This is a genomic window from Klebsiella sp. JB_Kp042 (assembly GCF_040065275.1).
In the GTDB taxonomy this organism is placed as follows: Bacteria; Pseudomonadota; Gammaproteobacteria; order Enterobacterales; family Enterobacteriaceae; genus Klebsiella; species Klebsiella quasipneumoniae.
The window spans coordinates 163,832-178,103 of the sequence record NZ_JBEAJL010000115.1; the positions used below are offsets into that span (position 1 = coordinate 163,832).

The 14,272-nt window shown below is 57.5% G+C and carries 11 protein-coding genes; 9 read left to right on the forward strand and 2 right to left on the reverse strand.

Annotation, left to right across the window (positions count from 1 at the left end; genetic code table 11):
• Nucleotides 1–172: 172 nt before the first annotated feature.
• The 3 genes from yieE to cirA all read left to right on the forward strand — a co-directional run bounded on the left by yieE (nucleotide 173) and on the right by cirA (nucleotide 4,963).
• On the forward strand, nucleotides 173–1,039 hold the full coding sequence (yieE, locus tag ABLV54_RS24770; protein WP_004201638.1) for a DNA-binding transcriptional regulator YeiE: 867 nt from the start codon (nucleotides 173–175) through the stop codon (nucleotides 1,037–1,039).
• Nucleotides 1,040–1,218: 179 nt separating this feature from the next.
• Nucleotides 1,219–2,688 carry an amino acid permease gene (locus tag ABLV54_RS24775; protein ID WP_023290447.1) on the forward strand — a complete coding sequence of 490 codons (1,470 nt, stop codon included), beginning with the start codon at nucleotides 1,219–1,221 and terminating at the stop codon, nucleotides 2,686–2,688.
• A 301-nt stretch (nucleotides 2,689–2,989) separates the two neighbouring features.
• Entirely contained in the window at nucleotides 2,990–4,963 is a 1,974-nt protein-coding gene (gene cirA, locus ABLV54_RS24780) for a catecholate siderophore receptor CirA (protein WP_023290446.1), read from the forward strand.
• 57 nt (nucleotides 4,964–5,020) lie between these two features.
• Here cirA and fghA read toward each other — a convergent pair whose 3' ends face one another.
• A complete protein-coding gene (gene fghA / locus ABLV54_RS24785) occupies nucleotides 5,021–5,854 on the reverse strand; it encodes an S-formylglutathione hydrolase (protein WP_072413739.1) in 834 nt (277 codons plus the stop codon).
• 360 nt (nucleotides 5,855–6,214) lie between these two features.
• On the opposite strand from fghA, the gene folE reads away from it, so the two are divergent.
• The 6 genes from folE to mglC all read left to right on the forward strand — a co-directional run bounded on the left by folE (nucleotide 6,215) and on the right by mglC (nucleotide 13,194).
• Nucleotides 6,215–6,883: a GTP cyclohydrolase I FolE gene (gene folE, locus ABLV54_RS24790; protein ID WP_023290444.1), complete on the forward strand. Its 669-nt coding sequence runs from the start codon at nucleotides 6,215–6,217 to the stop codon at nucleotides 6,881–6,883.
• Between the two features lie 15 nt (nucleotides 6,884–6,898).
• Nucleotides 6,899–8,056: a DUF418 domain-containing protein YeiB gene (gene yeiB, locus ABLV54_RS24795; RefSeq protein ID WP_044524213.1), complete on the forward strand. Its 1,158-nt coding sequence runs from the start codon at nucleotides 6,899–6,901 to the stop codon at nucleotides 8,054–8,056.
• Nucleotides 8,057–8,211: 155 nt separating this feature from the next.
• Nucleotides 8,212–9,234: an HTH-type transcriptional regulator GalS gene (galS, locus tag ABLV54_RS24800; protein WP_023290442.1), complete on the forward strand. Its 1,023-nt coding sequence runs from the start codon at nucleotides 8,212–8,214 to the stop codon at nucleotides 9,232–9,234.
• Nucleotides 9,235–9,530: 296 nt separating this feature from the next.
• Nucleotides 9,531–10,529, forward strand: a complete 999-nt coding sequence (mglB, locus tag ABLV54_RS24805; RefSeq protein ID WP_023290441.1) for a galactose/glucose ABC transporter substrate-binding protein MglB — start codon at nucleotides 9,531–9,533, stop codon at nucleotides 10,527–10,529.
• Nucleotides 10,530–10,647: 118 nt separating this feature from the next.
• Nucleotides 10,648–12,168, forward strand: coding sequence for a galactose/methyl galactoside ABC transporter ATP-binding protein MglA (gene mglA / locus ABLV54_RS24810; RefSeq protein ID WP_002912876.1), 1,521 nt, complete (start codon nucleotides 10,648–10,650; stop codon nucleotides 12,166–12,168).
• Between the two features lie 15 nt (nucleotides 12,169–12,183).
• A complete protein-coding gene (gene mglC / locus ABLV54_RS24815) occupies nucleotides 12,184–13,194 on the forward strand; it encodes a galactose/methyl galactoside ABC transporter permease MglC (RefSeq protein ID WP_002912871.1) in 1,011 nt (336 codons plus the stop codon).
• A gap of 70 nt (nucleotides 13,195–13,264) precedes the next feature.
• On the opposite strand, the gene sanA is transcribed toward mglC, so the two are convergent.
• Nucleotides 13,265–13,981, reverse strand: coding sequence for an outer membrane permeability protein SanA (sanA, locus tag ABLV54_RS24820; RefSeq protein WP_004201624.1), 717 nt, complete (start codon nucleotides 13,979–13,981; stop codon nucleotides 13,265–13,267).
• Nucleotides 13,982–14,272: the final 291 nt, after the last annotated feature.

Genomic DNA, 14,272 nt, shown 5'->3' on the forward strand with positions numbered 1-14,272 from the left:
GGCCGCTTCGCCGGGGACAACGGGGCAGGGGAGTGAGGCGCGCAAGCGAGCTGCTCTTGTCAGCAAGACGATGATTTTGTGACGTAAGGGGATTTTCCTTCCGTCAGCCGCCTCGATTTGTGTCACCATAGTAAGGAAGGTTATTCAGACTGGATTACTAAACGGGTGGGTTATGCATATTACGCTGCGGCAGCTGGAAGTGTTCGCCGAAGTCCATAAGAGTGGGTCGACCACTCAGGCGTCACAGATGCTGGCGCTTTCGCAATCGGCGGTCAGCGCCGCGCTGACCGATCTGGAAGGGCAGCTTGGCGTACAGCTGTTCGACCGCGTCGGCAAGCGGCTGGTGGTCAATGAGCATGGACGGCTGCTCTATCCGCGCGCCCTGGCGTTGCTGGAGCGGGCCCTGGAGATCGAGCAGCTGTTTCGCGGCGACAACGGGGCGATTCGGGTCTACGCCAGCAGCACCATCGGCAACTATATTATGCCGGAGATCATTGCCCGCTATCGCCATGACTTCCCGGATCTGCCGGTTGAGCTGAGCGTGGGCAACAGCCTGGACGTGATCAACGCCGTTGCCGACCTGCGGGTGGATTTCGGTCTGATCGAGGGGCCGTGCCATGCCGCCGATATTATCGCCGAGCCGTGGCTGGAAGATGAGCTGGTGGTGTTTGCCGCGCCTGACTCGCCGCTGCTGGCGGGGGAGGTGACCCTGCAGCAACTGGCCGAGGCGCCGTGGATCCTGCGCGAGCATGGGTCTGGCACCCGGGAGATTGTCGATTACGTTCTGCTGTCGCATCTGCCGGCGTTTCACCTGGGGATGGAGCTGGGCAACTCGGAGGCGATCAAACACGCGGTGCGCCATGGGCTGGGGATCAGCTGCTTATCGCGGCGGGTGATTGCCGAACAGCTGGCCTCCGGCACGCTGGCGGAGCTGAAAGTGCCGCTGCCCCGGCTGACGCGCACGCTGTGGCGGATCCACCACCGGCAGAAGCATATTTCCAAAGCATTACAACGTTTTCTGCAGTATTGCCAGGTGTAGCGATCCGGCTTTATCGCCTGATAGAGGGGGGGAATTTGCTGGCAATTCCGCAGGTTAGTGCTTTACTAATAATTTGCGGTCGATCATGAAGCTCTCTTATAACTTTGCATTTGTACCGGATGGAACCCCGATCGTCTGCTACAATCGCGCCTCATTTTTTGGATGGATAGCATTATCACATGGTTTCGGAAACTAAAACCACAGAAGCGCCCACGCTACGTCGTGAACTAAAGGCGCGCCACTTGACCATGATCGCCATCGGCGGTTCCATCGGTACGGGTCTTTTTGTTGCCTCTGGCGCAACGATTTCGCAAGCAGGTCCCGGCGGGGCGCTGCTGTCTTATATTCTGATCGGTCTGATGGTCTATTTCCTGATGACCAGCCTGGGCGAACTGGCGGCGTTTATGCCGGTGTCCGGTTCCTTCGCCACCTACGGGCAGAATTATGTTGAAGAGGGCTTCGGCTTCGCGCTGGGCTGGAACTACTGGTACAACTGGGCGGTAACGATCGCCGTTGACCTCGTGGCCTCGCAGCTGGTGATGAGCTACTGGTTCCCTGACACCCCAGGCTGGATCTGGAGCGCCTTGTTCCTCGGCATTATGTTCCTGCTGAACTGGATCTCGGTGCGCGGCTTTGGCGAGGCGGAATACTGGTTCTCGCTGATCAAAGTGGCCACCGTCATTATCTTTATCATCGTCGGCGTGATGATGATTGTCGGCATCTTCAAAGGGGCGCAGCCTGCCGGCTGGAGCAACTGGGGGATCGCGGATGCGCCGTTTGCCGGCGGCTTCTCGGCGATGATCGGCGTGGCGATGATTGTCGGCTTCTCCTTCCAGGGCACCGAGCTTATCGGTATTGCCGCCGGTGAGTCTGAGAACCCGGAAAAGAACATTCCGCGCGCGGTGCGCCAGGTCTTCTGGCGTATCCTGCTGTTCTACGTCTTCGCGATCCTGATTATCAGCCTGATCATTCCGTATACCGATCCGAGCCTGCTGCGCAACGACGTTAAAGATATCTCCGTCAGCCCGTTCACGCTGGTCTTCCAGCACGCCGGTCTGCTGTCGGCGGCGGCGATCATGAACGCCGTTATCCTGACGGCCGTTCTGTCGGCGGGTAACTCGGGGATGTACGCTTCTACGCGTATGCTGTATACCCTGGCCTGCGACGGCAAAGCGCCGCGCATTTTCTCGAAGCTGTCGCGTGGCGGCGTACCGCGCAACGCCCTGTACGCGACCACCGTTATCGCGGCGCTGTGCTTCCTGACTTCGATGTTCGGTAACCAGACGGTATACCTCTGGCTGCTGAACACCTCGGGGATGACGGGCTTTATCGCCTGGCTGGGGATTGCCATCAGCCACTATCGTTTCCGTCGTGGCTTCGTCCTGCAGGGTAACGATATTAATAATCTGCCGTATCGTTCCGGGTTCTTCCCGCTGGGGCCGATCTTCGCCTTCGTGCTGTGCCTGATCATCACCCTCGGACAGAACTACGAAGCGTTCCTCAAGGACACCATTGACTGGGGCGGCGTGGCGGCGACCTACATCGGTATTCCGCTGTTCCTCGTCATCTGGTTTGGGTACAAACTGGCGAAAGGCACCCGCTTTGTTCGCTATAGCGAAATGACCTTCCCGGACCGCTTTAAGCGTTAATCTTCGCTATTGTGCGATAAAAGCCCTCTGAAAAGAGGGCTTTTTTTATGTCCACACGGTTACAGCCTGACACAATTCCTCATAATTAGATTGATAATAGAAATCATTATCTTTATCATTTCCGACCATTACGGATGAAGCCACTCCCCCCGTCTCTGCCATGTGTACAGACTGACATCGGGCGACCAGCCACATCGACGAGAAAACAGCGCGAGTCTACCGCCGACAGAGCGGCAGGCCGCCAGCGCGTGTGAGCAGCACCTTTTTGTTTGTTTGGTTGTACACCTCATGGAGATTTGGAATGTTCAGGTTAAACCCTTTTATCCGGGCGGGATTGTCTGCGTCCGTCGTATCGTTGGCGTTTCCGGCCCTGGCCGATGTGAATGAAGAAACGCTGGTGGTGACCGCCTCGGCCACTGAACAGAGCGTCAAAGACGCGCCGGCGAGCATCAGCGTCATCACCCAGCAGGATTTGCAGCGCAAGCCGGTGCAGAACCTGAAAGACGTACTGCGCGATGTGCCCGGGGTCCAGCTCACCAACGAAGGGGATAACCGCAAGGGCGTCAGCATTCGCGGTCTGAGCAGCAGCTATACCCTGATCCTTGTCGACGGGAAACGCGTCAACTCCCGGAACGCCGTCTTCCGCCACAATGACTTCGACCTGAACTGGATCCCGGTGGATGCCATCGAACGTATCGAGGTGGTGCGCGGCCCGATGTCCTCCCTGTACGGCTCCGATGCGCTCGGCGGCGTGGTCAACATTATTACCAAAAAAATCGGCCAGAAATGGACCGGGACGCTGAGCGCCGATACCACCATTCAGGAACACCGTGACCGCGGCGATACCTGGAACGGCCAGTTCTTCACCAGCGGCCCGCTGATCGACGGCGTGCTCGGGATGAAGGCCTACGGCAGCCTGGCGAAGCGCGCCAAGGACGATCCGCAGTCTTCCAGCAATGCCACCGGCGAAACGCCGCGCATCGAGGGCTTCACCAGCCGCGATGGCAATGTTGAATTCGCCTGGACGCCGAACGACAACCACGATTTCACCGCGGGCTATGGCTTTGACCGCCAGGATCGCGACTCCGATTCCCTTGACCGCAACCGCCTTGAGCGTGAGAACTACTCCCTGAGCCATAACGGCCGTTGGGAGATGGGCAACAGCGAGCTCAAGTTTTACGGCGAAAAGGTGGATAACAAAAATCCGGGGCAGAACGGCACCATCACCTCGGAAAGCAATGCCATCGACGGCAAGTATGTCCTGCCGCTGGACATGATTAACCAGCTGGTGACCTTCGGCGGCGAATGGCGCCACGACAAGCTGAAAGATCCGGTCAACCTGAGCAGCGGCGGCCAGTCGACCTCCGCCAGCCAGTACGCCCTGTTTATTGAAGACGAATGGCGCATCATCGAGCCGCTGGCGCTGACCACCGGCATTCGTATGGACGACCATCAGACCTATGGCGATCACTGGAGCCCGCGCGCCTATCTGGTGTATAACGCCACCGATACCGTCACCGTCAAAGGCGGCTGGGCGACGGCGTTTAAAGCCCCGTCGCTGCTGCAGCTTAACCCCGACTGGACCACCAACTCCTGCCGCGGCTCGTGCAGCATCATCGGTAACCCGGATCTGAAGCCGGAAACCAGCGAAAGCTTCGAGCTTGGTCTCTACTATCGTGGGGAAGAGGGCTGGCTGCAGGATGTTGAAGGCAGCATCACCACCTTCCAGAACAATGTCGACGATATGATTGATGTTCTGCGCACCTCCAGCGCCAGCGAAGCGCCGGGCTACCCGAACTTTGTCGGCTGGAAAACCGTCAACGGTAAGCGCGTGCCGATCTTCCGCTATTTCAACGTCAACAAAGCGCGCATCAAAGGGGTGGAGACCGAGGTGAAGATCCCGTTCGGCGATGAGTGGAAGCTGACGGTGAACTACACCTACAACGATGGTCGCGATCTGAGCAACGGCGGCGACAAACCGCTGCAGACGCTGCCGTTCCATACCGCCAACGGCACGCTTGACTGGAAACCGCTGGACGACTGGTCCTTCTACGTGACGGCCAACTATACCGGCCAGCAGCGCGCGGTGAGCGCCACCGGCAAAACGCCGGGCGGCTATACCCTGTTTGACGTCGGCGCGGCGTGGCAGGTCACCAAAAACGTGAAACTGCGCTCCGGGGTGCAGAACGTGGGCGATAAAGATCTCAACCGGGACGACTACAGCTATACCGAAGAGGGCCGTCGCTACTTTATGGCCGTGGATTATCGCTTCTGATCGTTGGCGCTTAACGATGGCCTGCGCCGCGACGTGGAGTCGCGGCGCAGGTTGCGTTTAGTTAAAGAGATGCTGCGCGTGGAAACGCAGATGGTCTTCGATAAACGAGGCAATAAAGTAGTAGCTATGATCGTAACCGGGCTGGATGCGCAGCGTTAACGGCCAGGCCTTCTGCCGCGCGACCTCCGCCAGCACCGCGGGCTGCAGCTGTCCGGCGAGGAACGGATCGTTATCGCCCTGATCGATAAGCGTCGGCACCGCGTCCGCCGGCTGGCTGGCCTGCATCAGGGCGCAGCTGTCCCAGGCGCGCCATGTCGATTCATCGGCGCCGAGATAGGCGGTAAACGCTTTCTTGCCCCACGGCACCTGGGAGGGATTGACGATTGGCGCGAAGGCGGAGACGCTGGCGTAGCGGCCGGGATTGGTGAGCGCCATGATAAGCGCGCCGTGACCGCCCATCGAGTGGCCGCTGATGGCGCAGCGTTCGCCGACGGTAAACTCGCTGCGGATAAGCGCGGGCAGTTCGTCGCGCAGGTAATCGTACATCCGGTAGTGCGCCGACCACGGCGCCTCGGTGGCGTTCAGGTAGAAGCCAGCGCCTTGCCCCAGATCGTAACCGTCATCGTTGGCCACCTCGTCACCGCGCGGGCTGGTATCCGGCATCACCAGCGCGATGCCCAGCGCGGCGGCAATGCGCTGAGCGCCCGCCTTGGTGGTAAAGTTTTCATCGTTACAGGTCAGCCCGGACAGCCAGTACAGCACCGGCGGCGGCGTTTCGCGCTCAGGCGGTAAAAAAATGCTGAACGTCATGGCGCAGTTCAGGACAGGGGAGTGATGACGCCAGCGTTGTTGCCGGCCGTCAAAACAGCGATGCTCTTCAAGCAGTTCCATGCAAGGCTCCTCGGAAGGGATGTGCGCGTAAACGTTCATAATACAGATATTTCATTAGCCGGTGAGCAACTTTCACTTTCTCCTTTTGAGAACTTACTGCATCATTAATGCAACTTATAGCCAACATGCCGGTGTAGCGATGGCGCTTATGGATGCGTACAGCGGTTGGATCATTCCGGATTCGGCGATAGGGATTTGGCGTCGCGCCTGAGGCGTGGCTTCGCGCCTTAATAAAAGGCAGCGCCAATTTCAATAATTATCGTTACGGCTACTGGATTCTGTGCGCCACCTCACGCACAATGAATACAAACTTTGCCCCCAGAAAAAGCAAAGAGCGCCACACCTGCAGGAGAAACCCAAATGTCATCACTGAGTAAAGAAGCCGTCCTCGTTCATGAAGCGCTGGTCGCTCGTGGGCTGGAGACGCCGATGCGTGCGCCAGTACAAGAAATTGATAACGAAACACGCAAGCGTTTGATTACCGGTCATATGACCGAGATTATGCAACTGCTGAATCTGGATCTGAGTGATGACAGTCTGATGGAGACCCCGCATCGCATCGCCAAAATGTATGTCGATGAGATCTTCTCCGGACTGGATTACTCCCGTTTCCCGAAAATCACCGTCATTGAAAACAAAATGAAGGTCGATGAAATGGTCACCGTGCGCGATATCACCCTGACCAGCACCTGCGAACACCACTTTGTCACCATCGATGGTAAAGCGACGGTAGCCTATATCCCGAAAGATTCGGTGATCGGCCTGTCGAAAATCAACCGCATCGTGCAGTTCTTCGCCCAGCGCCCGCAGGTCCAGGAGCGTCTCACGCAGCAGATCCTGATCGCGCTGCAGACGCTGCTCGGCACCAGCAACGTGGCGGTATCCATTGACGCGGTGCATTACTGCGTGAAAGCGCGCGGCATCCGCGACGCGACCAGCGCCACTACCACCACCTCCCTCGGTGGCCTGTTCAAATCCAGCCAGAATACCCGCCAGGAATTCCTGCGCGCAGTACGTCACCACAACTAAAACGGAGCAGGGTACATGGAGAGAAATGTCACGCTGGACTTTGTCCGCGGCGTCGCCATCCTCGGTATCCTGCTTCTCAATATCAGCGCCTTCGGCTTGCCGAAGGCCGCTTACCTCAATCCGGCCTGGTCAGGAAGCGCGACCCTCAGCGACGCCTGGACCTGGGCGATCCTTGACCTGCTGGCGCAGGTGAAGTTTCTTACCCTGTTCGCGCTGCTGTTTGGCGCCGGTCTGCAGCTCCTGCTCCCCCGCGGCAAACGCTGGATCCAGTCGCGGTTGACCCTGCTGGCGTTGCTTGGTTTCATTCACGGTCTCTTCTTCTGGGATGGCGATATTCTGCTGGCCTACGCCCTGGTGGGGCTGGTGAGCTGGCGCATGGTGCGCGAGGCGCAGCATGTTAAATCGCTGTTTAACACCGGGGTGGTGCTCTACCTCACCGGTATTGCGGTGCTGGTCCTGCTGGGGATTATCTCGGGGACGGCCGCGAATCGCTCCTGGGTACCGGACGCGGCCAATCTGCAGTATGAGCAGTACTGGAAGCTGCACGGCGGCATGGAGGCGGTCAGCAACCGGGCGGATATGCTGTCGGACAATCTGTTGGCGCTCGGCGCGCAGTATGGCTGGCAGCTGGCGGGGATGATGCTGATAGGCGCGGCGCTGATGCGCAGCGGCTGGCTGAAAGGGCAGTTCAGCCAGCGTCACTATCGGCGCACCGGCGCGCTGCTGGTGCTAGCCGGGATGGCGGTGAATGTGCCGGCTATTGTCGCCCAATGGTATCTGGCCTGGGACTATCGCTGGTGCGCGTTTTTACTGCAGGCGCCGCGTGAACTGAGCGCTCCGCTGCAGGCTATCGGCTATGCCTCGCTGGCCTGGGGCTACTGGCCGCAGCTCTGCCGTTTCCGCCTGGTGGGGGCTATCGCCTGCGTCGGACGCATGGCGCTGAGCAACTACCTGCTGCAGACCCTGATCTGCACCACCCTGTTTTATCATCTCGGGCTGTTTATGCGCTTCGATCGTCTGCAGCTGCTGGCCTTTGTTCCCCCCATCTGGGCCGTCAACCTCCTCGTGTCATCACTCTGGCTGCGCCGCTTCCGCCAGGGGCCGGTGGAATGGCTGTGGCGTCAGTTAACCCTGCGTGCGTCAGGGACATCATTGAAAGACACATCCAGATAACGATCTCGATCACAATCATTAACAAAACGGATGTAAACGTTTCCAGCCGTGTGACCTCACTCACGTAGCGGACCGCGGGTCGCTGCCAGAATAGCCTCCTTGCTGAGCACAGGAGGTGAATGTGACGTGCTGTAATTCTCTTAAGGTCGCTGAGTATGATCACCATTCGTGATGTCGCCCGCCAGGCGGGCGTATCCGTGGCCACCGTGTCGCGGGTGCTGAACAATAGCGCGCTGGTGAGTCCGGATACGCGCGACGTGGTGATGAAAGCGGTGACCCAGCTGGGCTACCGGCCCAACGCCAACGCCCAGGCGCTGGCCACCCAGGTCAGCGATACCATCGGCGTGGTGGTGATGGACGTCTCCGATGCCTTCTTCGGCGCGCTGGTGAAAGCGGTGGATACCGTCGCCCAGCAGCATCATAAGTATGTGCTGATCGGCAACAGCTATCACGAGGCGGAAAAAGAGCGCCATGCCATCGAGGTGCTGATCCGCCAGCGCTGCTCGGCGCTGATCGTCCATTCTAAAGCGCTCAGCGATGCTGAACTGAGCGACTTTATGCAACATATCCCGGGGATGGTGCTGATCAACCGCATCGTGCCGGGCTTTGCCCATCGCTGCGTCGGCCTCGACAACGTTAGCGGCGCGCTGATGGCTACCCGCATGCTGCTCAATCACGGCCACCAGCGCATCGGTTATCTCTCCTCCAATCACGGCATTGAAGACGACGATATGCGGCGGGAAGGGTGGAGCAAAGCGCTGCAGGAGCAGGGCATCATCGCCCCGGACAGCTGGGTCGGCTCCGGCTCCCCGGACATGCAGGGCGGCGAAGCGGCGATGGTCGAACTGCTGGGGCGGAATCTCGGCCTCACTGCGGTGTTCGCCTATAACGACAGCATGGCGGCCGGCGCGCTGACCACGCTGAAGGACAACGGCATTGTCGTGCCGCAGCATCTGTCGCTGATTGGCTTTGATGATATTCCTATTTCCCGTTACACCGATCCTCAGCTGACCACCGTGCGCTATCCGGTGATGTCGATGGCGAAGCTGGCCACCGAGCTGGCGCTGCTGGGGGCGGCCGGCAAGCTGGATCGCGAGGCGACGCACTGCTTTATGCCCACCCTGGTGCGCCGTCACTCCGTTGCCCAGCGGCAAACTGTGGGGCCGATCACTAACTGAAGCGGCGGCGGGATGTAACCGCTTTCAATTTGTGAGTAAATTCACAGTATATTAACATTCACGTGATTATGATGGCAGCGTTTACCAGTCTGAACCGCGAGGTGATGGGAAATCCTCACTTTCTTCAGTAGGAACAAGGCGTTAAACGAGTATTAGAGTCGTATTTTTCTGGAGCGTTACCCGACACGGAAGACCGAATTTTCGTCGTGAAATGCGTTGTGCGGTAACACTAATGCAACAAATCCCGCCCGCACTTTTTCACAAAAATGACCCTGCATAATAAAACCGGAGATTCCATGAATAAGAAGGTGTTTACCCTCTCTGCTGTAATGGCTGGTCTGTTATTTGGCGCCGCAGCACACGCAGCAGATACCCGTATCGGCGTGACGATTTATAAATATGACGACAACTTTATGTCGGTGGTGCGTAAGGCGATTGAAAAAGATGGCAAATCCGCGCCTGACGTCCAGCTGCTGATGAATGACTCGCAGAACGACCAGTCGAAACAAAACGATCAGATTGACGTGCTGCTGGCGAAAGGCGTGAAAGCCCTGGCGATCAACCTGGTTGACCCGGCTGCGGCGGGAACGGTCATCGAAAAAGCGCGCGGGCAGAACATTCCGGTGGTGTTCTTCAACAAAGAGCCTTCCCGTAAAGCGCTGGATAGCTATGACAAAGCTTATTACGTCGGTACCGACTCGAAAGAGTCCGGGATTATTCAGGGCGATCTGATCGCCAAGCACTGGAAAGCCAACCCGAACTGGGATCTGAATAAAGACGGCCAGATCCAGTACGTCCTGCTGAAAGGCGAGCCGGGCCATCCGGATGCGGAAGCGCGTACCACGTACGTTATCAAAGAGCTGAATGATAAAGGCCTGAAGACCCAGCAGCTGCAGATGGACACCGCCATGTGGGATACCGCCCAGGCGAAAGACAAAATGGACGCCTGGCTCTCCGGCCCGAATGCGAACAAGATTGAAGTGGTGATCGCTAACAACGACGCCATGGCGATGGGCGCGGTTGAAGCGCTGAAAGCGCACAACAAGAGCAGCATTCCGGTGTTCGGCGTGGATGCGCTGCCGGAAGCCCTGGCGCTGGTGAAATCCGGCGCGATGGCCGGTACCGTGCTGAACGATGCTAACAACCAGGCGAAAGCGACCTTCGATCTGGCGAAAAACCTGGCCGACGGGAAAGACGCTGCGGCAGGCACCAACTGGAAAATTGACAACAAGATTGTTCGCGTCCCCTATGTGGGCGTCGATAAAGACAACCTGAGCCAGTTTACCGGCAAATAATCGTGATGTGAGTTGCGGGCGTGGGTTATCCACGCCCGATTATTCCTGATACAGAACCAGACTCCTGCTGGCGTTATTGCGCCGGACGGGGCGTGCATGAACGCAGCCAGGTATAACTATGGTCAGCAATAATAGCGAACGGTCAGGCGAATATTTGTTGGAGATGAGCAACATCAACAAATCGTTTCCTGGCGTCAAGGCTCTTGATAATGTCAACCTGAAGGTTCGTCCGCACTCCATTCATGCGTTAATGGGTGAGAACGGCGCTGGTAAATCGACATTATTAAAATGCCTTTTTGGGATCTATCAAAAAGATTCCGGCAGCATTCTTTTTCAGGGAAAAGAGATCGATTTCCATTCGGCGAAAGAAGCCCTGGAAAACGGTATTTCGATGGTACATCAGGAATTAAACCTGGTCTTACAGCGTTCGGTCATGGACAACATGTGGCTCGGGCGTTATCCCACTAAAGGTATGTTTGTCGATCAGGACAAAATGTACCGGGACACCAAGGCCATATTTGATGAGCTGGATATTGATATCGACCCGCGCGCCCGCGTCGGTACCTTATCGGTATCCCAGATGCAGATGATTGAGATCGCCAAGGCGTTTTCCTATGACGCTAAAATCGTCATCATGGACGAGCCGACGTCCTCGCTGACGGAAAAAGAGGTCAACCATCTGTTTAAGATCATCCGCAAGCTGAAAGATCGCGGCTGCGGTATCGTCTATATCTCGCACAAAATGGAAGAGATTTTCCAGCTGTGCGATGAAATTACCATCCTTCGCGACGGCCAGTGGATCGCCACCCAGCCGCTGGAAGGGCTGGATATGGACAAGATCATCGCCATGATGGTCGGGCGTTCGCTCAACCAGCGCTTTCCGGATCGCGAAAACACCCCGGGAGAAGTGATCCTCCAGGTGCGCAATCTTACCTCCCTGCGCCAGCCGTCCATTCGCGATGTCTCCTTCGATCTGCATAAGGGCGAAATTCTCGGTATCGCCGGTCTGGTGGGCGCGAAGCGGACCGACATCGTGGAGACCCTGTTCGGGATCCGTGAGAAGGCCAGCGGCACCATCACCCTGCACGGGAAGAAGATCAACAACCACAGCGCCAATGAGGCGATTAACCACGGTTTTGCGCTGGTGACCGAGGAGCGGCGCTCCACCGGGATTTACGCCTATCTGGATATCGGTTTTAACTCGCTGATCTCCAATATTAAGAAATATAAAAACAGCGTCGGCTTGCTGGATAACTCGCGGATGAAGAGCGATACCCAATGGGTCATTGACTCTATGCGCGTTAAAACCCCCGGCCAGCATACGCAGATTGGTTCGCTTTCCGGTGGTAACCAGCAAAAGGTCATTATTGGCCGCTGGCTGCTGACCCAGCCGGAGATCCTGATGCTGGACGAGCCGACGCGCGGTATCGACGTCGGCGCCAAATTCGAGATCTATCAGCTGATTGCCGAGCTGGCTAAAAAAGATAAAGGGATCATTATTATTTCCTCCGAAATGCCGGAACTGCTGGGGATTACCGACCGCATTCTGGTGATGAGCAACGGCCTGGTCGCGGGCATTGTTGAGACTAAAACCACCACGCAAAACGAAATACTGCGTCTTGCGTCATTGCACCTTTAAGATCAGGGGCTTCACATGAGTGCGTTAAATAAAAAGAGTTTTCTCACTTACCTGAAAGAGGGTGGGATATATGTCGTCCTTCTGGTCCTGTTGGCCATTATTATTTTCCAGGATCCGACATTTTTAAGTCTGCTCAACCTGAGTAATATTCTGACCCAGTCCTCGGTGCGTATTATTATTGCCCTCGGGGTGGCCGGACTGATCGTCACGCAGGGCACCGACCTCTCCGCCGGCCGTCAGGTGGGACTGGCGGCGGTGATTGCCGCGACCATGCTGCAGGCGGTGGATAATGCCAACAAGGTGTTCCCGGATATGGCGACCATGCCGATCCCGCTGGTCATCCTGCTGGTATGCGCCATCGGGGCGGTCATCGGCCTGATTAACGGGATCGTCATTGCCTATCTGAACGTGACGCCGTTTATTACCACCCTTGGGACCATGATCATCGTCTACGGCATTAACTCGCTGTACTACGACTTCGTGGGCGCGTCGCCGATCTCCGGCTTCGACAGCCATTTCTCCCATTTCGCGCAGGGGTTTGTGGCGCTGGGCTCGTTCCGCCTGTCCTACATCACCTTCTACGCGCTGATTGCCGTCTTCTTTGTCTGGATCCTGTGGAACAAGACGCGCTTTGGCAAAAACATCTTCGCTATCGGCGGTAACCCGGAAGCGGCGAAGGTCTCCGGGGTCAACGTAGCGTTGAACCTGCTGATGATTTACGCCCTCTCCGGCGTGTTCTACGCCTTCGGCGGCCTGCTGGAAGCCGGTCGTATCGGCTCGGCGACCAATAATCTCGGCTTTATGTACGAACTGGACGCCATCGCCGCCTGCGTGGTGGGCGGCGTATCGTTCAGCGGCGGGGTAGGGACCGTATTCGGCGTGGTGACCGGGGTGATTATCTTCACCGTGATCAACTATGGCCTGACCTATATCGGCGTTAACCCTTACTGGCAGTACATCATTAAGGGGGCGATCATTATCTTCGCCGTGGCGCTGGATTCCCTGAAATACGCCCGTAAGAAGTAATTTTTGCCTGAGTAAAAACCCGCGCCTGGCGCGGGTTTTTTTATATCTGAAACGGATGCGTTGATGGAGGCTACTTTTCTTTCTGCAGCTCCAGTAGCTGCTCCGGGGTGACCGCCGGGTAGGACTGGGCGTCATCCGGCACGTCGTGCTGCTGCGCTGGAATCGGAATTAAAGGACCGAGGAAGCGCGGTTCCCGTTTGAAGATGTAGAGGTCCGCCAGCGCGCCGAAGCGGGCGCCGAATTCGCGCAGCCGCACGCTCCACATATCCTTCGGCGACGGCACCGCGTAGCACTGAGCCTGGATCCCCATATGCAGGGCGATAAACAGCGCCCGTTCGCAGTGGAAGCGTTGGGTGATGATAATGAAGTCGTTGGTGTCGAACACTTTGCGGGTGCGGACGATCGAGTCGAGCGTGCGGAAACCGGCATAGTCCAGCACGATGTCCGCCGGATCGACGCCGCCTTTAATCAGGTCCCGGCGCATAGTCATCGGTTCATTGTAGCTTTGCAGGGCGTTATCCCCGCTCAGCAGCAGATAGTTGACCTTGCCGCTGTTGTAGGCGTTGAGCGCGCCCTGGATGCGGTAGCGGTAATACTGATTGATCACCCCGGTGCGGTAGTATTTAGCGGTGCCCAGCACCACGCCGACCTGGCGGTAGGGGAGGTCCTGCAGCTCGTCATAGATATAGGGCGCGGTTTTCCAGCTCATCCAGCGGTCAAGACCCAGCACGGTCAACAGCAGCAGGCCGAGCAGGACTAACAGGCTGTAGAACACACGCTTTAACATGAACTTGGCTCAATAATAGACAACGGAGTCTTCAGGCTACTTTACCCGCCGGGTAAGCGCAAGAAACCCGCGTTTAATTGCGGGGATTTTCAGCAATATGGACCGATCGCCGATCCCAGACCGGGTAAGGCGTAGCCGCAACCTGTTCTCCGGCCCTCCGGGAACGTCTCAGCGACTTTGAGGCTGTCAGGTCGGCAGTTTCAGCAGCCATCGCGCTCTTCAGCTCGCAATGGCGCGAACGGTAGGTCGGGTAAGCGGAGCGCCACCCGACAACATAACGGCATAAAAGGT